The organism is Nesterenkonia sp. K-15-9-6 (assembly GCF_052656005.1).
Window position 1 is genome coordinate 94,039 of the sequence record NZ_JBQYEY010000003.1, and the last position, 24,654, is coordinate 118,692.

Annotated in this window: 22 protein-coding genes; 15 read left to right on the plus strand and 7 right to left on the minus strand. The window is 71.1% G+C overall.

Features of this window, described 5'->3' with window-relative positions; genetic code table 11:
• The gene (locus SD455_RS02780) at positions 1-930 is read right to left on the minus strand and encodes an aldose epimerase family protein (protein WP_445507174.1); all 930 of its coding nucleotides are present in this window, start codon (positions 928-930) and stop codon (positions 1-3) included.
• A gap of 189 nt (positions 931-1,119) precedes the next feature.
• Between SD455_RS02780 and SD455_RS02785 the strand changes: the two genes are divergently transcribed.
• Complete coding sequence (locus tag SD455_RS02785) at positions 1,120-1,998, plus strand: HAD family hydrolase (RefSeq protein ID WP_083277802.1); 879 nt, start codon at positions 1,120-1,122, stop codon at positions 1,996-1,998.
• 125 nt (positions 1,999-2,123) lie between these two features.
• On the opposite strand, the gene SD455_RS02790 is transcribed toward SD455_RS02785, so the two are convergent.
• From SD455_RS02790 to SD455_RS02800, 3 genes are all read right to left on the minus strand, one after another.
• On the minus strand, positions 2,124-3,158 hold the full coding sequence (locus tag SD455_RS02790) for an ArsA family ATPase (protein WP_311025493.1): 1,035 nt from the start codon (positions 3,156-3,158) through the stop codon (positions 2,124-2,126).
• Positions 3,159-3,235: 77 nt separating this feature from the next.
• Positions 3,236-3,514 (minus strand): cory-CC-star protein, encoded by a 279-nt coding sequence (locus SD455_RS02795; protein ID WP_237090110.1) that lies wholly within the window; start codon positions 3,512-3,514, stop codon positions 3,236-3,238.
• Positions 3,511-5,229: a carbon starvation CstA family protein gene (locus SD455_RS02800; protein ID WP_445507175.1), complete on the minus strand. Its 1,719-nt coding sequence runs from the start codon at positions 5,227-5,229 to the stop codon at positions 3,511-3,513. The genes SD455_RS02795 and SD455_RS02800 overlap by 4 nt, the downstream gene beginning before the upstream one ends.
• A gap of 360 nt (positions 5,230-5,589) precedes the next feature.
• Between SD455_RS02800 and SD455_RS02805 the strand changes: the two genes are divergently transcribed.
• The 3 genes from SD455_RS02805 to SD455_RS02815 all read left to right on the plus strand — a co-directional run bounded on the left by SD455_RS02805 (position 5,590) and on the right by SD455_RS02815 (position 9,267).
• Positions 5,590-6,978: a cytochrome P450 gene (locus SD455_RS02805; RefSeq protein WP_445507176.1), complete on the plus strand. Its 1,389-nt coding sequence runs from the start codon at positions 5,590-5,592 to the stop codon at positions 6,976-6,978.
• 40 nt (positions 6,979-7,018) lie between these two features.
• Complete coding sequence (locus tag SD455_RS02810) at positions 7,019-7,777, plus strand: GNAT family N-acetyltransferase (RefSeq protein WP_445507177.1); 759 nt, start codon at positions 7,019-7,021, stop codon at positions 7,775-7,777.
• A 230-nt stretch (positions 7,778-8,007) separates the two neighbouring features.
• On the plus strand, positions 8,008-9,267 hold the full coding sequence (locus SD455_RS02815) for a DNA glycosylase AlkZ-like family protein (protein WP_445507178.1): 1,260 nt from the start codon (positions 8,008-8,010) through the stop codon (positions 9,265-9,267).
• A gap of 209 nt (positions 9,268-9,476) precedes the next feature.
• On the opposite strand, the gene SD455_RS02820 is transcribed toward SD455_RS02815, so the two are convergent.
• Complete coding sequence (locus SD455_RS02820; RefSeq protein ID WP_445507179.1) at positions 9,477-10,034, minus strand: GNAT family N-acetyltransferase; 558 nt, start codon at positions 10,032-10,034, stop codon at positions 9,477-9,479.
• An 84-nt stretch (positions 10,035-10,118) separates the two neighbouring features.
• On the opposite strand from SD455_RS02820, the gene SD455_RS02825 reads away from it, so the two are divergent.
• From SD455_RS02825 to SD455_RS02875, 11 genes are all read left to right on the plus strand, one after another.
• Entirely contained in the window at positions 10,119-11,081 is a 963-nt protein-coding gene (locus SD455_RS02825) for a F510_1955 family glycosylhydrolase (RefSeq protein ID WP_445507180.1), read from the plus strand.
• A gap of 70 nt (positions 11,082-11,151) precedes the next feature.
• Positions 11,152-11,295 carry a hypothetical protein gene (locus tag SD455_RS02830; protein ID WP_170922671.1) on the plus strand — a complete coding sequence of 48 codons (144 nt, stop codon included), beginning with the start codon at positions 11,152-11,154 and terminating at the stop codon, positions 11,293-11,295.
• A 145-nt stretch (positions 11,296-11,440) separates the two neighbouring features.
• Positions 11,441-11,920 (plus strand): inorganic diphosphatase, encoded by a 480-nt coding sequence (ppa, locus tag SD455_RS02835; RefSeq protein ID WP_070162589.1) that lies wholly within the window; start codon positions 11,441-11,443, stop codon positions 11,918-11,920.
• Between the two features lie 163 nt (positions 11,921-12,083).
• Positions 12,084-13,295 (plus strand): zinc-dependent metalloprotease, encoded by a 1,212-nt coding sequence (locus SD455_RS02840; RefSeq protein WP_445507181.1) that lies wholly within the window; start codon positions 12,084-12,086, stop codon positions 13,293-13,295.
• Between the two features lies 1 nt (position 13,296).
• On the plus strand, positions 13,297-14,316 hold the full coding sequence (gene tilS, locus SD455_RS02845) for a tRNA lysidine(34) synthetase TilS (RefSeq protein WP_445507182.1): 1,020 nt from the start codon (positions 13,297-13,299) through the stop codon (positions 14,314-14,316).
• An 85-nt stretch (positions 14,317-14,401) separates the two neighbouring features.
• The gene (gene hpt / locus SD455_RS02850) at positions 14,402-14,953 is read left to right on the plus strand and encodes a hypoxanthine phosphoribosyltransferase (protein WP_070159109.1); all 552 of its coding nucleotides are present in this window, start codon (positions 14,402-14,404) and stop codon (positions 14,951-14,953) included.
• A gap of 188 nt (positions 14,954-15,141) precedes the next feature.
• Positions 15,142-15,777 (plus strand): GntR family transcriptional regulator, encoded by a 636-nt coding sequence (locus tag SD455_RS02855; protein ID WP_170922670.1) that lies wholly within the window; start codon positions 15,142-15,144, stop codon positions 15,775-15,777.
• Positions 15,778-16,134: 357 nt separating this feature from the next.
• Positions 16,135-17,616 carry a 2-hydroxycarboxylate transporter family protein gene (locus SD455_RS02860; RefSeq protein ID WP_445507183.1) on the plus strand — a complete coding sequence of 494 codons (1,482 nt, stop codon included), beginning with the start codon at positions 16,135-16,137 and terminating at the stop codon, positions 17,614-17,616.
• Between the two features lie 76 nt (positions 17,617-17,692).
• The gene (locus SD455_RS02865) at positions 17,693-18,967 is read left to right on the plus strand and encodes a FecCD family ABC transporter permease (RefSeq protein ID WP_445507184.1); all 1,275 of its coding nucleotides are present in this window, start codon (positions 17,693-17,695) and stop codon (positions 18,965-18,967) included.
• Positions 18,964-19,776, plus strand: coding sequence for an ABC transporter ATP-binding protein (locus tag SD455_RS02870; protein WP_070158895.1), 813 nt, complete (start codon positions 18,964-18,966; stop codon positions 19,774-19,776). Before SD455_RS02865 ends, SD455_RS02870 begins: the two co-directional genes overlap by 4 nt.
• A 71-nt stretch (positions 19,777-19,847) precedes the next feature.
• Positions 19,848-20,870 (plus strand): ABC transporter substrate-binding protein, encoded by a 1,023-nt coding sequence (locus SD455_RS02875; protein WP_445507185.1) that lies wholly within the window; start codon positions 19,848-19,850, stop codon positions 20,868-20,870.
• Between the two features lie 37 nt (positions 20,871-20,907).
• Here SD455_RS02875 and SD455_RS02880 read toward each other — a convergent pair whose 3' ends face one another.
• Together SD455_RS02880 and SD455_RS02885 are read right to left on the minus strand one after the other, a co-directional pair.
• Complete coding sequence (locus SD455_RS02880; protein ID WP_445507186.1) at positions 20,908-22,677, minus strand: ATP-binding cassette domain-containing protein; 1,770 nt, start codon at positions 22,675-22,677, stop codon at positions 20,908-20,910.
• The gene (locus SD455_RS02885) at positions 22,674-24,503 is read right to left on the minus strand and encodes an ATP-binding cassette domain-containing protein (RefSeq protein WP_445507187.1); all 1,830 of its coding nucleotides are present in this window, start codon (positions 24,501-24,503) and stop codon (positions 22,674-22,676) included. Before SD455_RS02885 ends, SD455_RS02880 begins: the two co-directional genes overlap by 4 nt.
• Positions 24,504-24,654 lie beyond the last annotated feature (151 nt).

The window sequence follows — 24,654 nt, forward strand, 5'->3', positions numbered from 1 at the left end:
TCAGTCGCGGTGCATGACCTCGATGCTGTAGCCCACCCGGTGCCACTGGCCCGGCGCCAGATACACGACGTCCTCGCCGGAGTTGAACGCATCCGGCGGGCAGGTCATGGGCTCCACGGCGACGCCGGCCCGGTCCATCCGCTCCCCGGTGTAGATCTGCGCCCAGGGGGTGTCAGCGATCATCCGGACCACGAAGCCCGTGGGCCCGTGCACCAGCTCCGCGGTCCATCCCTCCTCCGGGAAGCCCGTGTAGGCGTGGTCGATGGAGCGGCCCACCAGCAGCGGTCCGCCGGTGAGGTCCAGGTCACCTGAGACGGTCTCCCGGGAGGCGACCTTGCCCGCGGGGTCCAGGGAGACCACCGTGTGGGCGGGCAGCTTCAGCCGGCACTCGTCCAGCGGGGCGGATCCTGCCCGCAGATAGGGGTGGAAGCCGGCTCCGTAGAGCGCGGGCGCGGCGTTCGCGGCCTCGAAGGAGTCGGCGTCGTCGTCCCCACCCGGGGCCACCGGCTGGCGGGCCATCAGGGTGGCGGCGAGGCCGACGTCGGAGGACACACGGTAGAACAGCACGAACTCCAGCGTGAACGGGTAGCCTTCGCTGGCCTCCAGGACGGTGCGCAGCTCGACGCCGGACTCCTCCTGCTTGACCACCTCGAAGGGGGCGTCCAGCAGGAGGCCGTGCAGCGCCGCGCCGGTCTCCTCCTCGGTGACGGGCAGCTCGTAGAGGGTCTCGTCATGGACGTAGGTGGCACCCGAGACCCGGTTCGGCCACGGAGCCAGCACCGCTCCGGCGAAGGAGCCCTCAGCCTGCGCTGCCGGCACCACGATCTCGTCCTGCTCGTGGCGCAGGCTCAGCAGCTGCCCACCCCGCAGGCCGATCTCCGCGGCGTACCCGCCGCCGGTGATCGTCACGCTGCTCAGCGACTCGTCCATGTGTCCTCCCGTGGTCCCCAGCCGGTGCTGGCCCGGCCATCCGCGGCGGAACGTCGTGCGACGTCCCTCTTCCGTTCATCCGTCATTCTGCCTGTCCTGGCACGATCCGGCATAATGGACCATTCCCCTGTGAGCTGAACCATGCCACACCAGGAGACGGACCACACTCGAGACATTACAGGCAGCGATATGAACTCAAGCATCCGAACCGATGACACCACCGACTTCTCCATCCCCGCGGCGGGCCTGGGTGGGACGTTCGTCCACCAGCAGGGCCGGGCGATGGTCTGCCTCGACGTCGACGGCACATTGGTCAATCATGATGGTCACATGTCCGAGGCCGTTCGGCAGGCGGGACGCGCCGTCGTCGCCGACGGCCACACCGTGGTGGTGTCCACCGGGAGGTCGCTGCCGGCCACGCTGCCGATCGTCGAGATGCTCGGCGTCACGCACGGCTATGCGGTGTGCAGCAACGGGGGCGTGACGGTCAGGATCGATCTGGAACAGTCCGAGGGCTACGAGGTCATCGACCGCCGGATCTTCGACCCCGCACCCGCCCTGGACGCTCTGCAGGAGCGGCTGCCCAATGCGAAGTACGCCATCGAGACCTCGGAGGGCACGTTCCTGTCCACCGAGCGGTTCCAGGACATGTCCTTCGGCCTGCAGGCCCAGGGCACCAGCCTGCGGCAGATGCGCCGGGCCGAGGCGGTGCGCCTGGTGGTCAACTCCGACGACTCCACCGCCGACGAGTTCGCCGCCGCGGTGGAGGGGATCGGGCTGCAGGGTGTGACCTATTCGGTGGGCTGGTCCGCCTGGTTGGACATCGCCGCCGCCGGCGTCACCAAGGCCTCTTCGCTGGAATGGCTGCGCGGCAAGCTCGACGCACCTCTGGAGGCCACGGTGGCCTGCGGGGACGGCCGCAATGACATCGAGATGCTCGCCTGGGCCGCCCGCGGGGTGGCGATGGGCCAGGCCCCCGAGGAGGTCAAGGCCGTCGCGGACGAGGTCACCGGCCATGTGGACGAGGACGGCCTGGTGGACGTGCTCACCAGCATCCTGGAGGACTGATCCTCCCTGCTGCGTCGAGCTCGGAGATCTTGTCGCTGAACCTCGCGTGAGTGCCCGTATTCCGCCCACGGCACCGGAGCCGATGTGGTGGGGCGGGCGAGGTGGAACGGGGGTGCCGTGGGGCGTCAGCGCAGGTGCTCGCCGAGGCGCTCCAGGGCCGCGACGCCGACCAGGTCGCCGCGCAGCAGCGGCAGGGTGTCGACGACGGCGCCGGGCACCCGACGTCCCAGCTCGTCGAGGTGCCGCTGCTCCTGGTCCCGACGTGCGGCCAGGAAGTCGCCGGCGTCACGGGGCGCGAGCCGATTCACCACGAAGCCCCCGACGTCGACCCCGGTCTCGGTCAGCTGGGCGTGCAGCTCCACGGACTCCAGCACCGGCAGCCGCTCGGCGGTCAGCACGATCACGAAGCTGCACCGGGAGGCGTCGGACAGGACCTGCCGCATCGCCTCGAAGCGGTTCCGACGGCGGGTGAGCACCTGACGGATCCGGCGGTCGCGCGCCGCCGGCGAGGACCCGTCCGGGGCGTCGTCGCCGTCCAGGGCGCGCACCGCGGCGCCGAACCGCTCAGCCCTGGTGCGCCGATCCAGCAGCCCCTCGGTCCAGGCGGTCATGATCTCCGGCAGAGCCATCAGCCGGGCGGTGTGGCCGGAGGGCGCGGTGTCGAAGACGATGAGGTCGTGGTCCTCGCCGTGATCCTGCAGCAGGGCCGCGATCCGCTCCAGGATGGCGGCCTCATGGGTGCCCGGAGAGCGGGCGGCGAGCCGCAGATGCTTGTCCACCTCTCCGTGCAGATGCGCCGGCATCATGCTCCGCAGCGTCTCTCCCACGTCGGCCAGATGCGCGGCCGTGGTGGCCTCCGGGTCGATCTCCACGCCGTCCAGGCGAGCCGGACGGACTCCCGGAGGGGCGCCGCGGTCCTCCCAGAGCGTGACGACCTCATCGCCGACCTCCCGCTCCCACAGGTGCCCGAGATTATGCGCCGGGTCCGTGGAGACCACCAGGACACGGGCGCCCTGCTGGGTGCCCTGTCGCGCTGCACCCTGCGGGGCGCTGTGCTGGGCCCTGTGCAGCGCCGTCGCGGAGGCCACCGCCGTCTTCCCGACCCCGCCCTTGCCGCCGATGAACAGCACGCGGCGATCCCGGGCGAGGTCGAGCAACATCCGAGGCGTCCTTCCAGTGGTCAGGGCTGTGCGGTCAGGGCTGTGCGGTCAGGGGTGCAGGGCGAGCCGCGGTCCGATCAGCAGCAGGCCAGCTGCTCCTCGAACGGGGAGCGGTCCATTCCCATCCGCAGATGCCACTGGTGCATCCGGTCCAGCATCTCCGGCAGCAGCTCCAACGTGGTGCCGGAGGCAGGGTTGGGCACGCCCAGCGCCTCGGAGAGGACCAGCATCATGAACAGGTCCTCCTCGTCGCGCTGGGCGCGCGCGAACGTGCGCCGGTACGGGGCCACGTAGAACTCCCGCAGCCCCGCTTCGACCCCGCGCAGCCGGGCCCGCAGCCCCGCCAGGAGCGTCACCGGTCCAGCGGCAGCCGCTGCTCGGGGGAGAGAGCGACGTCGTCCTCCGGCTCCCTCTCCCCGCGGCGTGCCTGCCCCATGGCGATGACGGCCTCGACCAGCACCCACAGGGCCGCCACGATGATCACCACGTCCAGGGTGAACAGCAGCCACTCGCCGTCGGCGAAGAGGTCGAACAGCTGCACCAGCGCCGCGTAGATCGTCATGGCCAGCACGAAGACCGCCGGGACCAGCACCGGCAGGAACGGGCGGCCCTTCCGGATCAGGATCACGGTCAGGATGGTCAGCGTCAGGCCGGCGAGCAGCTGGTTGGTGGTGCCGAACAGCGGCCAGATGGTCAGGCCGCCCGCGCCGTCCGCGCCCTGGGAGAACGTCAGCGCCGCGCAGATGACGATGACGATCGCCGTCGCCGGGCCCGTGCCGATCCGCACTCCGGCGATCTGCCCGATCTCCTGCACCACGAATCGCTTCAGGCGCACCCCGGTGTCCAAGGTGGTGGCGGCGAAGAGCACCGTCATCGTGGCCAGGATGGTGGCGGACAGACCGGCCGGCAGGCCCAGTCCGGAGTTGATGATGGAGGCCCCACCCTCCACGAAGGCGGGAACGCCGCCGGCGCCGAAGGACTCGTAGACCTCCTCCCACTGAGCGATGGTCTGGAAGCCCGCCGTGGTGGCGATGATCGCCCCCAGGGCCAGCAGACCCTCGCCGACCGCGCCGAAGTAGCCCACGAACCGGGCGTCGGTCTCGCGGTCCAGCTGCTTGGCGCTGGTGCCGGAGGAGACGATCCCATGGAACCCGGAGATCGCCCCGCAGGCGATGGTGACGAACAGCAGCGGCACGATGCCCGGCGTCCCCTCAGGGACATGCTGGTTGTAGGCCGGGGCGACCACCGTGGGGGTGGCCAGCAGCACGGCGCCGTAGATGATGCCCAGGCCGATGAACAGCTGGATGCCGTTGATGAAGTCCCGCGGCTGCAGCAGCACCCACACGGGCAGCAGCGAGGCGATGGCCGCGTAGACGAACAGCAGCACGATCCACTGGCCCTCCGGGGCCAGGCCCATGAACTGTTCGGGCAGCTCCACCGGGTAGCGGTCCCCGACGAGGATCAGCCCGTAGAGCGCGACGACGCCCACCGAGCTGATCGCCACGAGGTTCCAGCGCAGCCGGTAGATCGCCTGCCCCACCAGCAGGGCGACGATGAGCGCGCCCCAGGTGGGGATCACTGCCGTGGGCTGGGAGACCAGCAGGCCGGAGATCACCACGGCGAACGCGGCGATGACCATCAGCAGCAGCAGGAAGATGACCACCAGGAACAGGTTGCGCCCCCGGTTGCCGATGTAGGTGCCGGACAGCGCCCCCATGGAGCGGCCCTTGTTGCGGGCCGAGGCCCACAGGGCGCCGAAGTCGTGCATGCCGGCGATGAACACGGTGCCGATGGTCACCCACAGGAAGGCGGGCAGCCAGCCCCAGATCACCGCGACCGCCGGACCCACGATGGGTGCCGCTCCGGCCACGGAGGTGAAGTGGTGGCCCCACAGGACATACCTGTTGGTGGGGAGGAAGTCCACGCCGTCGCGGAACTCATGCGACGGCGTCTTGAACTCCGCATTGAGCTTGTAGACCTTCTTGGCCAGGAACCTGGAGTACAGGAAGTACCCGGCCAGCATCATCGTCACACCGATGACGGCCAGGATGAGTGCATTGGGCCCGTCCATGATCTCCCTACTCTCTCTCGGGCAGGCTCCACACTGAGCCCCCCGGGACACGATGCCAGTGATGCCTGACATGCTACTCGCGTGAGACCCCCGTCACGGTGACCTCAGGCCGCAGGGCCTGTCCTGAGGCGCTGACTCGATCTACCCTGGCTGAGGAGGAGGGACGCCGCCCCGGCCCCGCCGGGGCGAGGAGGCGCCGAACGCCTGGAGCGCGGCGCCGCATGCCGGAGACCGACCCCGAGACACCCCTGTGAGAGGTGCCTGACATGACCCAGCATCCCCCTGTCCCCGAGAAGCGGTCGTCCGAGGCTCATACCCCGGGGCCTCGAACCATCGGGACCCCGCCGACCCCCCAGCTCGGTGCAGAACCCGCTGCCGCGCGCGACGCCGGCCGAGACGCTGCAGATCCTCGCCGAGGTGCTCACCCCCATGGCGGCGAAGGGGCCGATCACGCGACGGCCCGGCGTCGTGGCCGCCGTCGAACGGCTCGACCTGGAGGGCCGTGCGGTGCGCCGGGTGCAGGCGCTGGCGGAGAAGTACGGCCGAGGACCTCTGCTGGTGCCGCTGCCCGGCCGGCCGCTGGCGCTGGTGCTGGACCCGGAGCATGTGCACCGGATCCTGGACCGCACCCCGGAGCCGCTCGCCGCCGCGGAGACCCTCAAGCGCCATGCCTTGCAGCACTTCCAGCCGGGGGTCTCACTGATCTCCCACGGCGGGGACCGGGCGGTGCGGCGTCGGCTCAACGAAGCGGTCCTCGAACCGGAGCATCCGGTGCATCGGATGGCGGAGTCCTTCCTTCCTGTGGTCCACCAAGAGGCCGACCAGATGCTCGCCGAGGCCGACGACGACGGCGGCGCCCTCGACTGGGAGCGGTTCAGCAGCGCGTGGTTCCGGATCGTGCGGCGGCTGGTGCTCGGTGACTTCGCCCGCGACGACGAGGAACTGACCACGCTGCTGGACGAGCTGCGTGAGCGCGGGAACCTCGCCTTCCTGCGCCCGGTGGACGACGAGGCTCGGGAAGACTTCCTGGACCGGATCCGCGACGCGTTGGACCGTGCCGAGCCCGGCAGCCTGGCCGCCGTCATGGCGCAGGCCCAGGAGCAGGACGCGGACGGGGCCCTGGATGCCGACGGCGGCCGACCGGAGCACCAGGTGCCGCAGTGGCTCTTCGCCTTCGACCCCGCCGGCATGGCCACGTTCCGGGCGCTGGCGCTGCTGGCCTCGCATCCGGCGCGGCTGCGCAGCGCGCGCCTGCAGGCCGAGGACGAATCCGGCGGGGGAGTGGCCCGACTGGAGCTGCTCCGCGCCACGGTGCTGGAGGCTCTGCGCCTGTGGCCCACCACCCCGCTGATCCTGCGCGAGACCACCATGGAGGTGGAGTTCGAGCACGGGATCATGCCCGCCGGCGTCTCGGTGCTGATCTTCGCGCCCTACTTCCACCGTGACGAGCGGAATCTGGACTTCGCCCACCGCTTCGCCCCGGAGGTCTGGGAGGAGGGGCTGCGTCGGGACGCGCAGGGAGACCCGCAGCGGGACGCCGACGGGGAGGCCTGGCCGCTGATGCCGTTCAGCCTGGGGACGGGCATCTGTCCGGGGCGGCAGCTGGTGCTGCTGGTGACCTCCAGCCTGCTGGCCCGGGTGCTGGAGAGCCGCGAAGTGGACCTGCTCTCGCACAGCCTGGGGCGGGAGAAGGAGATGCCGTCCCTGCTGGACCCCTATCGACTGAGGTTCCGGCTCTCTGAGCGGTGATGCTGGACGGTGAGGCTGAGCGGTGAGGCAGGATGGGGGGATGTCTCGCTTCAGCATCCGCTCCGATGACTCCGCCCAGTCCCTGGAGGAGATCTGGCCCCCGTTCGGGCTCCGCATCGACACCCCGCGGCTCGCCCTGCGCGTGATCCGGGAGACCGACTTCCCGGACTACGTGGCCGCCGCGACCTCCGGTGTGACGCGGACTGAACGGAATCCCTTCGCGCATGCCTGGAACGAGAAGTCGCCCGAGGGGCTGGTGCGTGCGTCGCTGCCCTGGCTGTGGTCCAGTCGGGAGAAGATCGGGCCGACGTCCTGGCTGCTGATGCTGGGCGTGTTCCTCAAGCCCGAGGCCGCCGCTGACGACGGCGCTGACGGCGCCCCTGCCGCTGACGGTGCCGCCGGCGTCGTGCGTGACGGGGAGCGGCTGATCGGCATGCAGGACTGCGGCGCTGAGCACTGGCCGGTGCTGCGGACCGTCACGTCCGGCAGCTGGCTGCGCGCCGATGCGCAGGGGAACGGCTACGGCCGGGAGATGCGCGCCGGCATGCTGCTCTGGGCGTTCGACCACTTCGGGGCCGAGTACGCGGCCTCCGGGGCCTATGAGTGGAACGAGCGCTCGCGGCGGGTGTCGCTCGGGCTCGGCTACCAGGTGGTGGGACGCAGCCGCGTGCCGGACGCCCACGCGGAGCAGGCGCAGTGGCATGACGACTACCGGCTGCCGGCCGCCGATCTGGTGCGCCCGGACTGGAAGGTCCAGGTCCAGGGGTCGGACCGGCTGCGGGCGTTCTTCGACGGCTGACGTCCGACCGAGACACCCGGCGCCCCCGACCGCCTGGACTACCCGGACCGCCCCGGCGATCGTCTCTCGGTGAGAGATCGTCCCCGGATTGGGCGACGATCTCTCACCGGGAGACGATCTGTGGCAGAGGGATGCGGCAGGATGAGGATGTGCAGACTTCCACTGGCTCTTCCGTCCGGACGTCCCCCTCTCTGCGGCCCTCGAGGGGGCCCACGACGTCGGGCCGCCCGGTGAGCGTCACCCAGGACTGGGTGCGTCGCGCCGTCGTGGCCGCGCAGCGGATCCCTCCTGCCGACGGCGCCGACGCCGGCCTGCGGGACAGCGGCTTCGCCACCGATGCCGCCGACGTGCTGCGGGACATCGGCCTGATCCAACTCGACCCACTGATGCGGGTCTCCACCGCCCAGCGGCTCACCTGCCTGACCCGTCTGCCCCGCACGCACCGGGCCGACGACGTCGACGACTCCCTGTGGCCACAGGGACGTGTGGCTGCCTTCGAGTCCTTCACCAAGGTGGCCTGCGTCTTTCCGATCGAGGACTGGCCGTTGCTGCGGCTGCGGAGAGAGCGTCAGGCCGCCGGGCATCGTCGGGAGATGCCGGTCGCGATGGTGGAGCAGATCCGCCAGGTCGTCTCCGAGGCGGGGCGCGGCGTGCAGATCGGCGCCATCGAGTCGCAGGTGGGCGACGGTGAGCGGACCACCGGTTGGAACTGGACGCAGGTCAAGGTCGTCGCCGAGCTGATGGTCCGCACCGGGGAGCTGGTGATCACCGCCCGGGACGGCACCACCCGGCTGTTCGACCTCCCCGAGCGGGCTCTGCCCGCCCAGGTGCGGGAGGCCGCGGAGCTGCCCGATGACGAGCTGCGTGCCGCTCTGGCCCGCCGTACCGCAGCCAACCTGGCGGTGATGACCCGGGCGGACTTCGCCCACCACTACCACCTCACCGCCGAGGACGCTGCGGCCGGCATCGCGCTCGCTGGGCTCGTACCCCTGGAGGTCGAGGGGTGGGATGCCCGGCACGAGGCGTACTGCCTGCCGGAGCTTCTCGACGGTGAGCTGCCCGACCCCACGGCCCAGGGCGTGCTGCCTGGACCGGCCGCGCATGCCGCGCACACCGCCGTCGACGTCGGCGACGGCGTGGGCGGGGCCCGTCAGCAGTGGGGCGTACCGCGGGAGGCGCGGCTCATAGGCCCCTTCGACCCGCTGCTGCGTGACCGTGGCCGGGCGCGCCGGGTGTTCGGCTTCGACTACCTCTTCGAGGCCTATGTCCCGCGGGCGAAGCGGGTGTACGGGCACTATGTGATGGGCGTGCTCTCCGGCGGGAGGATGATCGGCCGGGTGGACATCCAGCGGGTGGGCGCTGAGCTGCGCATCAACGGGGCGTTCCCGGAGTCCGGCGTGCCGCGTCGGGTCCTGCTGCCGCGGGTCCGCGGCGCTGGGAAGACGCTGGCTCGGCAGCTGGGCGCGGAGCTGGTGATGCCGGACTCGTGATGCCTGACTCGTGATGCCTGACTCGTGATGCCGGACTCGTGATACCTAGTGGGTGATGCGGCCGAGGCTTCAGGCGGGGCTCCGGACGGGGCTCCGGGCTCTCCGCCCTGGCCGAGTTGGTCGGACGTTGTGGAAACTCGAGTCGATCGAGCCGAGTTGTGGATGTCTGGGACCCATTCGGCGGCACATACGGCGCCGCGCGTGAGGACTCAGAGCGTGAGCGTGAACAGCTCGCAGGTGGTGTCGTAGTAGCGGTCGGTGGTGCCCTGGTGGACCATCCCGATCCGTGCGGCGACCCGCTGTGAGGCCAGATTTCGCGGATGGGTCACCGCGACCACCTCCGTGAGCCCGTGGCGCCGGGCGTGGGCCAGCAGGGCGCGCGCCGCCTCGGTGGCGTAGCCGTGGCCCCAGGCGTCGGGGTGCAGGTGCCAGCCGATCTCGGTGTCCTGGGCGAGGCCTGCCTGGGCGCGGGTGTCGGCCAGGCGGACGGACCAGGGGATGGGCTTGAGCAGGGCGAACCCGAGCGGCCGTCGGCCTTCCACCGTCTCGACCAGCCAGATCCCTGCCGCTCGTCCGGCTGCGGCCCGGTACCGGTGGATGCGGGCCAGGGCCTGCTCCTGGGTGGTCTCCACCCAGTCGGTGGTGCCGATGAACTCGGTCACCTCCGGGTGGGCGTACAGGTCCTGGACGAATGCGGCGTCGTCCTCCGTCACGGCGCGCAGTCGCAGTCGCGTGCTCAGCAGTGTCGGCAGGTCCGAGGGTGTCACCACTCCAGCGTAGCGCGCATCACATCTACTACACTGCGTAGAAATTCCATGCCGTTGTCGTCGCACCCCATCGAATGAGGACCCATGCCCGCACAGCCTCAGCCCGCACGATCTTCCGCCCGCGCCCTGCGATGGGCTGGAGCGGGGATCCTGATCGCTCTGATCCTCGCCGTCGCGCTGATCTCGGTGCTGGGTGGCGGCGATGACGCACCCGAAGACGACGCTCCCGAGGGCGCCGCTCCCGGCGGCGACATGGCCGGGCACGAGGCCGATGCCGACGAGGCGTCAGAGGCCCGGATGGAGCACATCCACGGCCTGGGGGTCGACCCGTCAGACGGTGCGCTGCTGATCGCCACCCACTATGGCCTTTTCCGGATGGGTGACGCCGCCCCGGAGCGGGTCTCCGAGGTCCAGGACTTTATGGGCTTCACCGTGGTGGACGAGGATCGGCTGCTGGCCTCCGGCCATCCGGGCCAGGGGCAGGACGCGCCGTCGAATCTGGGGCTCATCGAATCCACCGACGGCGGCGCCACCTGGGAGGAGGTCTCCCTCGGCGGGGAGGCGGACTTCCATGGGCTCGACGCCGTGGGGGAGCGCGTCTACGGGGTGGACTCCACCAGCGGCGGCCAGCTGATGGTCAGCGACGACGGCGGCGAGACTTGGGAGTCCCCGGACGTTCCCGCGATGGCCGGCGTCGCCGTGGACCCCCGCGACCCGGACACCCTGCTGGTCACGACCCCGGATGGGCCGATGCTCAGCACCGACGGCGGGCAGAGCGTCACGGCCCTGGAGGATGCTCCGCTGCTGCTGATCGCCGACTGGGCCGCCGACGGCACCCTCTATGCCCTGGACCCGGTCGCGGGGCTGCACCGCAGCGACGACGACGGCGCCACCTGGGACGAGGTTCCAGGGTCCGCGGAGCTGCCGGAGGGCTACCCGGAGGCGGTCTATGGCGTGGACGCGGATGAGCTGTGGGTGGCCGTCGAGGGGGCCGTGCTGCACAGCACCGACGGCGGAGAGAGCTTCGAGACCGTCCACGCCGAGTGAGCCGAGCGTCTCACGGGATAGGGTCATAGGAGACCTGAGCGACGTCGAGGGGAAAGTGGAGTCTCGTGTGATGGACGACCGAAACAGAGACCGCCGCCTGCCGGACATGGGAGGCAATGGCGGACGCCCCATGTTCGCCGACCCGAAGACGATCCTGCTCGGCGGCGTGATCCTGGCTGTGGTGCTCGCCGTCTCCCTGATCATCAGTTCCTGACCCCATCCTGGTGAGAGGGTGCGTTTCGGCCGGGCGGCGCGAGGGCTGCAGGTGCCGGCGTCGTCGTGCGCGCACCCCGCCCCGGTGATCTGTGTACGCTGGCTTCGAGCAATCCACGTCTTTCCCAAGGAGGCCCCCTGTGTCGCTGACCCGCGATGTGACCATCGAGATCCCCGCCGGCTCCCGGGTGAAGTACGAGATCGACCACGAGACCCACCGTCTCCGCCTCGACCGCGTGCTGTTCACTCCGATGCAGTACCCGACCCACTACGGCTACTTCGACGACACCCTCGGTGAGGACGGCGACCCGCTGGACGCCCTGGTCTACATCCCCGGCGTCGACCTGATCCCCGGCGTGGTCGTGGAGGCCCGCCCGATCGGGGTGCTGAACATGACCGACGACGGCGGCGGCGACGCCAAGCTGGTCTGCGTCCCCGACGACAAGCGCTTCGACCACATCCAGGAGCTGGAGGACCTCGGCGAGTTCCTCAAGGAGGAGATCGAGCACTTCTTCACCCGCTACAAGGACCTCGAGCCCGGCAAGTGGGTCAAGATCGAGGGCTGGGAGGGCCGCGAGGCCGCCGAGGCGGAGCTGCAGCGGTCCATCGAGCGCTACGGCAAGTGACCCCGGCGCACTGACCCCGGCTCAGCGGAGCTGATCCGCCGCCCTCCCGAGGCGGTCCACACGACGACGGCGCGTCGCCTGCCCCAGGCGGCGCGCCGTCGTCGTGCGCGGGGGAGCAGCTGCGGCACCGCCGACGCCCAGCCACCTGTGGTGTGATGGATCCATGGAGCACACTGCCGCTGAGTCCTCTCCCGCCGACCTGCTCATCGCTTGGGACGTCGCCGAACGGTCCGCCGCACGGCTGGTGCCCCCTGGGCCGCGGCTGGGCGCCCGTGAGGCGGCAGCCGAGGTGGCCGCGCTGCGCCGAGCGGCATGGGAGAGCGTGGAGCACGTCCACCGGATCACCGAGCTGGAGGCGGCGGCCGGCCTGGGCGCCGGCTCCGAAGCGGGCAACTCGGACACGTTCATCGTGGACCGCGCCACCTGGGCCAAGGCCAACGCCGCCTCGTTCCGGCGACTGCTCACGCCCGCTCTGGAGGAGGCGGTGGCGGCGAAGCCGGAGATGCTGCGTCCCGGCAGCACCAGCCAGGTCCTCGGCTCCGGTGTGGCCGGCTCTGAGCTGGGGGCAGTGCTGGGCTTCCTCTCCGCCAATGTGCTGGGCCAGTTCGACCCCTTCGCCCCCGACGGCGGCCGGCTCATGCTGGTGGCCCCCAATGTGGTGATGATCCGGCAGGAGCTGAACCTGGAGCCCGAGGACTTCCGCCTGTGGGTGTGCCTGCACGAGCAGACCCACCGGGTGCAGTTCGCCGCCGCGCCCTGGCTGCCGGAGCATCTGCTCGGGCTGATCGGGACGCTCTCCAGCTCCACCCTGGGGGCGGCGGACTCGATGGGCGAGCGGCTGGCCGAGGCGCTGCGCCACCTGAAGGAGGAGCTGCGGCGCGGCCGTGCCGCGGCCGGGACGCAGGATGACGGTGCGGGACACGACGGTGCGGGTGCTGACGGGGACTCCGACGACGAGGGCCCCGGACCGCAGCGCAACCGACTCATCGAACTCATCGGCAGCGAGGAGGCCCGCGAGGCGTACTCGCAGATCACCGCCGTGATGAGCCTGCTCGAAGGCCACGCCAACCACGTCATGGACGCCGTCGACTCCTCCATCGTGCCCTCGGTGAAGACCATCCGTCGGCGGTTCCAGGAGCGCGGCAAGCACCGCAGCGTCCTGGAGCGCTGGGTGCGTCGGCTGCTGCAGCTGGACGTGAAGGCCCGCCAGTACACCGACGGGCAGCGCTTCGTCGGCCACGTGGTGGAGGCTGTCGGCATGGCCCGGTTCAATCAGATCTGGACCAGCGCCGAGCACCTGCCCACGGAGGAGGAGCTGCACGACCCCGACCGTTGGATCACCCGCATGGGATTCGACGCCGACTCCGAGGGCTGAGATGGCCGCGCTGCCCCCGGTGGTCGGTGCGGCCCGCCGCGCCGTCGCAGAGATGCTGGACCCCGACCGGCCGAACCTGGTCGCCTGCTCCGGCGGGGCCGACTCGTTGGCGCTCGCCGTGGCCGCGGCGCACCCCCACCGTCGCGGGGACGCGACCGTGGGCGCCGTCGTCGTGGACCACCGGCTGCACCCGGACAGCGCGGCGGTCACCGCCGCCGCAGTGGACCAGCTGCGCGGGCTGGGCCTGGAGCCCGTGCTGAGCCTGACCGTCGACGTCGACCCGGACTCTCCGCAGGGCCCGGAGGCCGCCGCCCGGCGGGCCCGCTACGAGGCCTTCTCCCGGTCGATGGCCCAGACCGGCGCGTCACGGGTGTTGCTGGCGCACACCCGTGACGACCAGGCCGAGCAGGTGCTGCTGGGGCTGGCTCGCGGCTCGGGCACCCGCTCGTTGGCTGGCATGCCCGCGGTGCGCGGCCCCTTTCGGCGTCCGTTGCTGGGGCTCGGCCGGGAGGACACCGAGGAGATCTGCCGGTGGGCCTCGCTGACCCCGTGGCAGGACCCCGCGAACAGCGACCCCCAGCTGCTGCGCTCCCGGGTGCGCACCGAGATCCTCCCGCTGCTGGAGGAACGGCTGACGCCCGGGGTGCGCCAGGCCCTGGCACGCACGGCGCAGATCGCGGCCGAGGACGCCGACCTGCTGGACGCCCAGGCCCAGGATCTCTTCTCCCAGCTGATGGAGGACCCCGACGACGTGGGCCGGCTGCGCCTGCCGCTGGACCGGCTGGCGGAAGCCCCTGCGGCGCTGCGGCGGCGAGTGATCGCGCTGGCCGTGGTGGCCGCCGGCGGGGCGGCGCCGTCCTTCGAGAGGCTGAGGGCGGTGGAGTCGCTGCTGGCCCGGCAGGGGTCGGCGGGGCCCATCCAGCTGGAGGGGCACGTCGCGGCCCACCGGGGCACGCATGATTCGCCCGACTATGGAAAACTGGTCCTCGTTCCTCGGGGTGCCGCCGCGCCGGAGTCCTGAGGGCCCGGCACTGCGCCGGAGAAGCTTACTGCCGTCCGGGCGCATCGCCCGGCACCTGCCCAGACTGAGGAGCGCATCAGCACTCATGGACGCCCAGGACGTCACTGCAGACCTGACCGAGGTCCTCTACACCAAGGAAGAGATCGACGCGCGCGTCAAGGAGCTCGCCGCGCAGATCGATCGGGACTACGAGGGCAAGGACATCTTGCTCGTGGGTGTGCTGAAGGGGGCGTGCATGGTCATGGCCGACCTGTCGCGCGCCCTGACCAGCCACGTCACCATGGACTGGATGGCGGTGTCCTCCTACGGGTCCGGCACCAAGTCCTCCGGTGTCGTCCGCATCCTCAAGGACCTCGATGCCGACCTGATGGGACGTCATGTGCTCATCGCCGAGGACATCATCGACTCCGGACTCACCCTGTCCTGGCTGAAGTCCAACCTGGAGTCCCGCGGGCCGGCCTCGGTGGAGATCTGCACCCTGCTGCGCAAGCCGGAGGCCGTGAAGGTGGACATCGACGTCAAGTACGTGGGCATGGACATTCCCAACAAGTTCGTCGTCGGCTACGGCCTGGACTTCGCAGAGAAGTATCGCAACCTGGACTGCGTGGGCATCCTGGCCCCGCACGTCTATCAGTGACGCGCTGAGCCGGGGGCTGCGAGCCCGTAGACTGGCAGGCGGATCACGCCGCACCACGGGTCCCTCCGGGAGGCTGCCGGCTGCGGCGTGATGCGCATTCTGCTGTCGACCGGGTGAGGTGAGCTGTGGCGTCGTCGGAGACGCGGTCGCCCGGCTCCGGGTCCGGCCTGGGAGTCGGATCAGGCTCGGTGCGACCGGTCAGCAAGGCGGCCGCGGCCTATGCCTCGTTGCGCAAGAGCATCCGGGTCGGCGACCTGGAGCCTGGGGAGAGGGTCACCCTCAAGCGGCTCTCCGAGCATCTGGGGATGAGCCTGACGCCGGTGCGGGAAGCGCTGAGCCGGCTCGAGTCCGAGGGGTTCGTGGTCCACGACCCCCACCGAGGGACCTCCATCGCCGAACTGACGCCGGCACGCATCGAGCAGGTGTACCGGCTGCGCGGCGTCCTGGAGCCGATGGCCGTCCGTCTGGCCGGAGAGCGGGCGACGCCTGCCGACATCGACCGGCTGCGGGAGCTCGTCCTCGCCTGCGACGAGGCCACCACCCCGCTGGAGGTGGTGGAGAACAACGAGGATCTGCACCTGGCCATCTACCGGCTCAGCGGAGACTCCCTGCTGCTGGGGTTCATCGATCAGCTCTGGGCCGGCATGCCCTACCCCTCGTTGGGGCTCTACGGCTCCCAGTCCCGGGTGAGCCAGTCCTCCCAGGAGCATCACCGCATCGTGGAGGCGATGGCGGAGGGACGGCTCGACGACGCCGCGGAGACGATGCGCCTGCACATCGATCACGGCCGCGCGGCCGCCCTGAAGAACCTCGACGCGGACTGAGCGCCGGGGTCGGGGGCGGCCGGTGTCATGGGCTCCTTCCCGTGGCGCTCTCCCGTGGGTCCCTCCTGTTCCTCCTCACGTGACGTCCTCTCATTGAGGAGTCACTTTCCGGCACATCTCCCTCCAGGTGACGCGCGTCAGCCCATGAGGTGCAGGGGAAAGTGACTCCTGGATGCGCATCGAGCCTCCGGATGCCCGTTCTGAGGGTGATTCCGCGCACTGTGTTGATATTTTATAAAGTGCAGACTAGTGTCATGGCCGTCACAGTGTGTGAGATGCATGACAGGAGCGCGCGAGCACGCCCATCCATCCGTGGGGCCGGGCTGCGAGAGCGCGCATGACGATGGGGAGACATCCATGGACCAGACGCCGCAGTCGACACGGCCGTCGACGCCGCAGTCGACACCGCTGACCTCCGATGAAGCTCAGGTCGGAGGTGCCGACGACCAGCGCCGCGAGTCGGCCGAGACCGCCGCGAGTGGGGACGCCGGTGCGGCCGCGAGCACCGCCGCGGACCGGCTCGCCGCCGAGTTCGCCCGTCCGGAGAGCTGGACTCGCATCATGGGGCTGCCCATCGGGTGGTTCGCCGTGCTCTTCGCTGTCGTGGCCGCCTGTGCCGCTCTGGGGGCGCTGCCGCCGACGATGCTCGGCGGCTTCGCGGTGGTCATCCTCATCGGGGCGCTGCTGAACTGGATCGGCGGCCGCGTGCCGGTGCTGCGCAACTACGGGCTGCCCACGGTGCTGTGCATCCTGACCCCGGCGGTGCTGCTGCATCTGGGCCTGTTCCCGACCTCCTTCGCCGAGACCATGGAGGTCTTCACCGACGGCGGTCAGATCGGGTTCATCGATCTCTACATCGCCAGCCTCATCGCCGGCTCGATCCTGGGGATGCCGCGGGCGCTGCTGCTCAAGGCCGGTGCGCGCATCGCGGTGCCGCTGCTGGGTACGATCATCGCGGTGTTCACCGTGATCGGGCTGGTCGGCACGGCCCTGGGCTTCGGCCTGCGGGAGTCCGTGCTGTTCATCGCCGCGCCGATCATCGGCGGAGGCGTCGGGGCCGGAGTGGTCCCGATGTCCGGGATCTATGCGGACCAGATGGGCGGCGACGCCGGCTCCTACGTGGCACAGCTGATCCCAGCGGTGATCATCGCCAACGTGCTGACCATCCTCTGCGCCGGCATCTTCAACGGCATCACCTATAAGGGCCAGCAGTTCTTCCTCGGCTTCAACGGCAACGGGCAGATCGTCCGCGTGCAGGGCCGGACGGACCAGTTCACGACCAAGCCGAAGGCGACTATGGGGGCCTTCCCGGTGCTCCTGGTGGGCCTGACCATGGCCTGCACGCTCTTCCTGCTGGGCACATTGGTGGCCGAGTTCGTCCCGGGCATCCATGCCTATGCCTGGACGATCCTGCTGGCGGCGCTGATCAAGATCTTCGGCCTGGTGCCTGAGGCGTTCGAGGATGCGGTCTCCACGTGGTTCGCCTTCGTCTCCTCCACGCTGACCCCGGCGCTGCTGGTGGGCATCTCCATCACCTACTTCGAGTTCGACGAGCTGGGCGCGCTGCTCTCCGACTGGCGCTATCCGGTGCTGGTGGCGCTCGCCGTCGTCGTCGCGATCCTCGTAGCGGGCACGCTCGGCTGGCTGGTGAAGATGTACTTCGCCGAGACCTCGGTGGCGATCGGCATGGGCATGACGGACATGGGAGGCACCGGGGACGTCGCCGTCGTCTCCGCGGCCAACCGGCTCGAGCTCATGCCCTTCCTGCAGGTGAGCTCGCGGATCGGCGGGGCCCTGGTGCTGCTGACGGTCTCGGTGCTCATCCCGTTCCTGAACTGAGGTTCTGCGTCTCGCTCGATGCCCGCGCCCGGCTCGGCAGTGTTGAGAATAATTCGCAACAGCGTACTATGGCGGAGTGACCCAGCGTCCTCCCATGCTCTCCGCCGATCTGCGCCGGGGCCCCGTGCCCTCCGCCGACGCCGGCCCCGCCCCCTCCGCCGAGGCTCCCTCCGTCGAGGCCGCCTCCGCCGTCGCCCCGGCGGCCGCCACGGGGGAGTACGTGGAGAACCACGCACTCAGCAGCACCGGCCGGCGGGTGGCCGCCACTCGCCGCTGGGTGCTGCGCTTCCAGCGCCTGGTCGTGGCCCTGCTGCTGGGCGGCATCGTCGCCATCGTGCTGCTCTCGGTCTCCACCGGGCCCATCAGCCTGAGCATGAGTGATGCCGGGCGCCTGATCCTCGGGCATCTGATCCCCGGCATGCCGTGGATGAGTGACGGCACCTACACCGGCTTGGAGGATCAGGCGGTCTGGCACTTCCGGCTCCCCCGAGTCCTGCTGGCCCTGATCGGCGGCGCCGGCCTCGCGCTGGCAGGTGCCCTCATGCAGGCGGTGGTGCGCAATCCGCTGGCCGAGCCCTACCTGCTCGGAGTCTCCTCCGGGGCGGGCCTGGGTGCGGTCGCCGTCATCTCCTTCGGCTCGGCGGCTCTGGGCGGGCTGTCGATCTCCCTGGCCGCCTTCGTGGGTGCTCTGGCGGCCACCGGCGCCGTGTTCCTCTGCGCCCGGCAGGACGGCGTGGTGGTCCCAACCCGGCTCATCCTCGCCGGGGTGGCGCTGGGCTCGCTGCTCAGTGCGGTCACCAGCTTCCTGACCCTGACCGGCGACGCCCACCAGGTCTTCTCCGTGATGTTCTTCCTGCTGGGCAGCCTCTCGGCGGCCTCCTTCGGCCAGCTGGTGCTGCCGACGATCGTGCTGGTGGGAGTGCTGGTCTTCGCCGCGCTCAACGCCCGGGGTCTGAACGCGCTGATGGCCGGGGATGAGACCGCCACAGCTCTGGGCGTCAACGTCCATGCCCTGCGACTCGGTTCCCTGGCGTTGGCCGCCCTGCTCACCGCCTCGGTGGTGGCGGTCTGCGGCGGCATCGGCTTCGTCGGGCTGATCATCCCGCACACCGCCCGGCTGCTGGTGGGCTCGGACCACCGGTTGATGCTGCCGGTCGCGGTCCTCGGAGGCGCTCTGTTCCTGGCGGCCGCGGATCTGGCGGCCCGCACCGCCGCCGCGCCCACGGAGGTGCCCATCGGGATCTTCACCGCCGCCGTCGGGGCCCCGTTCTTCCTGTGGCTGCTGCGCCCCGGCCGCACTCGTGGGGGTCTGGCCGGCCTGCTGCGCCGCCGTCAGGTGGTGGACGCGTGAACCCCCGGCAGCATGGTCCGGGGGAGGGGCTCCGCTTCGACGGCGTCACCGTGGAGCGCGCCGGTCGCAGGCTGGTCGACGACGTCGGCTTCACCGCGCCGGCGGGCCAGGTCACCGCCCTGGTGGGCCCCAACGGCTCGGGGAAGTCCACCCTGCTGAAGACCGCCTACCGGCTCATCCGCCCCGACGCCGGCGCCGTGAGCCTCGACGGCGAGGACCTGTGGCAGCTGCCGCGGCGGCAGGTGGCCCGGCGGGTCGCCGTCATGGCGCAGGAGGCCCAGACCGTGGTGGACAGCGCCGGGATGGGCCAGTCCGTGCTGGACATCGTCCTGATGGCGCGCTCCGTGCACCATTCCGGCTTCAGCCCGGACACCGATGCCGACCTGGACGTCGTCGTGCGCAGCCTGGAGACCGCCCGCGCGGGGCACCTGGCGGACCGCGGCTTCGCGGAGCTCTCCGGCGGGGAGAAGCAGCGGGTGCTGCTGGCCCGGGCGCTTGCCCAGGGAGCCGGAACGCTGCTGCTGGACGAACCCACCAATCACCTCGACATCGCCTTCCAGATGGAGCTGCTGCACATCGTCCGGGAGCTGGGACGGACGGCGATCGTCGCCGTGCATGACCTCAACCTGGCACTGGCCTACTGCGACCACGCCGCCGTGCTCTCCTCCGGACGGCTGGTGGATCACGGGCCGGTGGAGCAGGTGCTGACCGCGGCGCAGGTGCGCACCGCCTTCGGGGTGCACGCCACCACCATGCGCCTCCCCGGCCGGGAACAGACGCGCCTGGCCTTCGAGCGCCTCGAGGCCTGAGCCCTGACACGGCCGTGATGCGACCTCGCAGCACGGCCCGACCACCCCTGATCGAAAGGACATCCATGCAGATGACGACGACCGCCCGCCCCCGGCGCCTCAGCCTCGCCGCGATCGCGGGCGCGAGCCTGCTGCTGACCGCCTGCGGGACCGGGGTGCAGGACGCCTCCGACGATGCCGCCGGCGCTGACGACGGAGGCACGGCCGCCGTCGACGTCGCCCTGGAGAACTGCGGGCAGGAGCTGGAGTTCGAGGCCGCGCCGCAGCGGGCGGTCGGGATGAGTCCGGCGCAGACGGAGCTGCTGGTGCGGCTGGGGCTGGGGGACCAGGTGGTCGGTGTGGCGCAGACCTCCTCCTCGGAGCTGCCCGAGGACGTCAGCGCGCAGCTGGGGGCGGCGGAGGAGCTCAGCGATGACCTGCCGCCGTCGCGGGAGGTGCTGCTGCAGGTGGAGCCGGACTTCGTCTACGCCCCCACCAGCTATGAGTTCAGTGCGGATCAGGGCTTCGCCAGCATCGAGCAGCTCGACGAGGCCGGGGCGGCGTCCTACATCGCCACCGGCGGCTGCTTCGAGCGCCGCTCGGAGGGCACAGTGGAGGACCTGTTCACCGACATCGAGAACCTGGGAGAGATCTTCGCCGCCGAGGAGGCTGCGGAGGAACTCATCGAGGACGGCCGGGAGCGCCTGGAGGACGCCGCCGAGCTGAGTGAGGGCGCCGAGCCGCTGACCGTGGCGCAGGTCTACGTCGAAGGAGACACGCTCTCCGTGGTGGGCGGCGGTGTGGAGTACGACATCATCGCCCAGGCCAGCGGGGAGAACGTCTTCTCCCCAGATGAGGACCAGTTCGACTCCTTCGTCTTCGCCCAGATCAGCGCGGAGGAGCTGGCTTCCCGGGACCCGGAGGCGATCACCTTCGGCGTGGAGGACGCGGCACATGAAGAGGCCACCCGGGAGTATTTCGCGCAGAACCACCCGGAGGTCCAGGCGGTCCAGGAGGATCGGCTGATCCCGGTGCCGAACCACCACCTGTTCCCCGGCTCGCTGCAGAACATCGACGCCGTCGAGCGGGTGGCCGAGGGGCTGTACGGGGGCTGAGTGCGCCGGGGCGTGCCGGGTCCCCGATCGACGGCGCTCACAAAGCGATGATCCGATCCGAGCTCGCCACCGTGCTGGCTCGATGCGAGACCGTCAGCACGGTGCAGTCCAGGGAGCGGATCAGGGCGGTGATGTCGGCCTCCGACTCGGCATCGAGGCTGGCGGTGACCTCGTCGAGGATGAGCAGCGCGGGGCGCCGGGCCAGGGCGCGGGCCAGGCAGAGCCTGGCGCGCTGGCCGCCGGAGAGTCGCAGTCCGGTCTCGCCGAGCTCATCGTCCAGGCTGATCCACTCATCGGCTTCGACGGCGGCCAAGGCGTGGTGGAGGTCGGCTTTCGTCAGTGCCCCCTCCGGCGCCCCCAGACGCAGGTTCTGCGCCACGGTGCCGCGGAAGAGCCTCGACTCCTGGTCCACCACCGCCACCCGTGCGCGGAGCTCCTCCTCGGGAATCTTCTCAGGGCTCCGGCCCGACTCGGGGTCGTCGGCGCCGAACAGCACCGCCTCGCCTGCACTGGGGCGCCACAGCCCCGCCACCAGATTGATCAGCGTGGTCTTCCCGACGCCGGAGGGCCCGGTGATGGCCACATGCTCACCGGGTCGGACGGTGATCTCGGGGTAGCGCAGCTCCCCACGGCCGGGGTGGCGGTGTCTCAGCCCGCTGACCCGCACGCCCCAGGGGGCCGGAGCAGCGAGGGTGGGACCAGGGGTATGCAGTGCGGCGTCGTCGTGGTCGTGCCCCCGCGGCGTCGTGCTGGAGGCGGTCGTGTCGGGACCAGCCGGCCCGGCGTCGTCGAGCTGCGCGGCCACCCGCGCGGCGGAGGCCTGCAGCGGATGCAGCTTGCCCAGCGTGTCGGCGGCACCGATCAGCGGGGCCAGGCTCATCATCGCCAGGGTGACCGCCGCGGCCACCATCTCCGGGGCGACCGCTGACTCCGGCACGGCCGCGCGGCGCAGCCCCAGCAGGAGCACCAGCAGCAGCGCGGTGACCGTGAGCAGGTCCCGGACGCCGGAGGCGAGGCTCTCCAGCAGCGCCGCGCGGCGCTCCTGGCGGCTGATCCGTGCGGTGCGTCGCGCGGACTCCTCGACGATCCTCCCGGCCAGCGAGAAGCTCAGCACGTCCCGGGCGTTGCCGAGGACATCGGTGAGGAACCGCGAGAGTCGATTCGTCTCCTCCTGCTGCGCCTGGCCAGCCCGGGTCATACGGCGTCGCAGGAACAGGCTGCTGGCCATCAGCACCGCCCCGAGCGCCAGCAACGCCGCGCCCATGGCGGCGTCCAGCAGCCACAGCGCCGCAGCACCTGCCCCGAAGGTCAGCACGGCCGAGGCCATCTGGGCGATGGTGTGGGCGTAGAAGAACTCCAGCTTCTCCAGGTCGGTCAGCGCCGTGGAGGCGGCGTCCCCGGAATGGGCCTGTCGGCCCTCCACCACACGGGCGGCATAGGAGTCGAACAGGTGCATCCGCAGCAGGTCCAGGACCCGGTAGGCCAGGGCATGGGACACATCCATCTCGTGCCAGGTCAGCAGCACTCGGACCACCACCGCCGCGCCCAGTCCCCACCAGAACCCCGACGGCGGCAGTTCCCCGAGCACCACGGCATGCCCCACACCCCAGGCCCCCATCACGGTGATCGCCATGAGCGCCAGCCAGCCCGCCCAGGAGACCAGGCCGGTCCACAGCATCGGCAGGACCATCGGCCGCAGCAGGCGCAGCAGCACCAGCAGGGGTCTGACAGGGGCGCCGGGCTCTCCGGCGTGGTCCCCGGGGGTGTGGTCCTCGTGTGTCCGTGCGGCGTCGGCGGTGGCGCTCATGCGTCCTCCTCCTGTGGGGCCGTGGCTGGACCGGCGACGGCCGCGCGGGCAGCCGCGACGACGGGCGGGGCCGCGGCCCCGCCGGGGTGCACTCGCCCGTTCTCCAGGCCCCAGTGATCATCAGCCGCCCGCATGACGTCCTCGCGGTGGCTGATGATCAGCACGATCCGCCCCGCAGCGCGTGCCCGCAGGCGGGCCAGCACGGTCCCCGCGGTGTCCTCGTCGAGTGCACTGGTCGGCTCATCCATCAGGATCACCGGCCGGTCGGCGAGGTAGGCCCGGGCGATGGCCACCCGCTGAGCCTGCCCTCGGGACAGGGAAGCCCCGCCCTCCGCGATCGGGGTGTCCAGGCCCTCGGGCAGCGAGCCGAGCAGCTCGGCGAGTCCGGCGTCGTCGCAGGCGTCCAGGAGCGTCTGCTCGTCCCTGTCGCTGTCCCCGGGCGCCGCCAGGCGCAGATTCTCCCGCAGCGTGCCCGAGAACAGCGACGGCGACTGGGAGACCACCGCGATCTCCTCCGGCAGCGGACGGCGCCCGGCCAGCGTCACCGTCCCGGCCGTGGGCGTCAGCAGCCCCAGGATGATGTCGAAGACGGTGGACTTGCCGGCTCCCGAGGTCCCGGAGAGCACCGTGATCCGCCCCGGCTCGACGGCGATGTCGACCCCCTGCAGCACCGGCGCCACCGTCTGCGGGTACTGATGGTGGACGTCCTTCAGGTGCAGTGCCCCCGGTGCCGGTGCCGGTGCCGGTGCCGGTGCCGGTCGACGTGGCGCCGAGTGCGCAGCGGACGGGTCTGCTGCCGGGGCATCGGTCCGCATCGCCTCACCGTCTTCGTCTCCCGAGGAGTCGAAGGCACCGTGTTCGCCCAAGGCGCCCACCGCGGAGAACCCCAGGAACCCGGCGTGCCACTGCTGGGACACGTCGCGGATGGGGCGGAACGTCTCCGAGGCCAGCATCAGCATCGCGAAGGTCCGGAACGGGTCCTCGGCGACGGCGCCCAGGGGAGTCGCCAGCAGCCCCTGCGGCTCGGCGCCCGCGGCGGTGAGGATCGCCAGGGCGGCCGCCGTCGCCGTGCCGGCCTGGATCATCAGGTCCAGGATCCCGGTCTCCCACAGGGAGGCTCGCATGGTGCGCACCGTCTCCCGATGCAGCCGCGCGGAGCGGGCCCGCAGCACCCGGCGGCGACCCGGCACGGCGCCGAGCAGCTGCAGGGTGCGCATGCCCTGCAGCGCCTCCTGGATGTCGGCGCTGAGGTCGTCGTAGGACTCCCAGCGCTCCTGTGACCGGCGTGCCATCCACCGGTTGAAGGCCCGGGGCGCCACGACGGCGGCCGCCACGAACGCCCCCAGCACGACGGCGACAGCGGGGGAGAGCACCGCCATGGCCAGCACCAACAGCGGGCACAGCAGCGCCACCTGCGCCACATGGGGAAGGTAGCGGGTGAGATAGGCGTCCACGCCGTCCACGGCGTCCACCACGGTCAGCCGTGCCGAGCCGGCACGGCCGCGCACATCATGCAGCCGTTCGGGCACGAGTATCCGGCGCAGCACCCGCGCCCGCATCTGCTGGCGCACCGCGGTGCCCAGCGCGGAGGCCAGGTGCTGCTGGTGCTGGCGCAGCAGGAGCCTGCCGGCCGCGGCCGCGGCCAGCACGCCCAGGCAGGCGGCCCCGGCCCCTGGTCGCTGATCGACGACGGCAGCCAGGGTGCCGGCCACGGCCAGCGCCTGGAGGAGGTGGGTCAGCGAGACGCCCACCAGTGCACCGGTGAGCCGGCGGAACCGGCGGGGGTGCTCTCGTGTCAGCTGGACCAGTTCGGGGACGATCATCATGGGGCTCACCTCGGGGTGGGGACGTCCTGTTGAGTCTAATGCGAACCATGTGCAACAAAAGGTCGACGTCGGGAGCCTCATTCCACCTGTCGCGAACGTGACGACGTCCCAGGTGCCGTTGTCAGGCACTGGCAGTACCCTGGTGCGCTAG

What these genes read in the sequence shown, in the direction of transcription:
- SD455_RS02875 (WP_445507185.1), top strand. Translation starts at nt 19,848, where the DNA reads ATGACGACGACCGCCCGCCCCCGGCGCCTCAGCCTCGCCGCGATCGCG.
- SD455_RS02800 (WP_445507175.1), bottom strand. Translation starts at nt 5,229, where the DNA reads ATGGACGGGCCCAATGCACTCATCCTGGCCGTCATCGGTGTGACGATG.
- SD455_RS02785 (WP_083277802.1), top strand. Translation starts at nt 1,120, where the DNA reads ATGAACTCAAGCATCCGAACCGATGACACCACCGACTTCTCCATCCCC.
- SD455_RS02885 (WP_445507187.1), bottom strand. Translation starts at nt 24,503, where the DNA reads ATGATGATCGTCCCCGAACTGGTCCAGCTGACACGAGAGCACCCCCGC.
- SD455_RS02780 (WP_445507174.1), bottom strand. Translation starts at nt 930, where the DNA reads ATGGACGAGTCGCTGAGCAGCGTGACGATCACCGGCGGCGGGTACGCC.
- SD455_RS02860 (WP_445507183.1), top strand. Translation starts at nt 16,135, where the DNA reads ATGGACCAGACGCCGCAGTCGACACGGCCGTCGACGCCGCAGTCGACA.
- SD455_RS02830 (WP_170922671.1), top strand. Translation starts at nt 11,152, where the DNA reads ATGGACGACCGAAACAGAGACCGCCGCCTGCCGGACATGGGAGGCAAT.
- tilS (WP_445507182.1), top strand. Translation starts at nt 13,297, where the DNA reads ATGGCCGCGCTGCCCCCGGTGGTCGGTGCGGCCCGCCGCGCCGTCGCA.
- SD455_RS02825 (WP_445507180.1), top strand. Translation starts at nt 10,119, where the DNA reads ATGCCCGCACAGCCTCAGCCCGCACGATCTTCCGCCCGCGCCCTGCGA.
- SD455_RS02840 (WP_445507181.1), top strand. Translation starts at nt 12,084, where the DNA reads ATGGAGCACACTGCCGCTGAGTCCTCTCCCGCCGACCTGCTCATCGCT.
- SD455_RS02810 (WP_445507177.1), top strand. Translation starts at nt 7,019, where the DNA reads ATGTCTCGCTTCAGCATCCGCTCCGATGACTCCGCCCAGTCCCTGGAG.
- SD455_RS02790 (WP_311025493.1), bottom strand. Translation starts at nt 3,158, where the DNA reads ATGTTGCTCGACCTCGCCCGGGATCGCCGCGTGCTGTTCATCGGCGGC.
- hpt (WP_070159109.1), top strand. Translation starts at nt 14,402, where the DNA reads ATGGACGCCCAGGACGTCACTGCAGACCTGACCGAGGTCCTCTACACC.
- SD455_RS02880 (WP_445507186.1), bottom strand. Translation starts at nt 22,677, where the DNA reads ATGAGCGCCACCGCCGACGCCGCACGGACACACGAGGACCACACCCCC.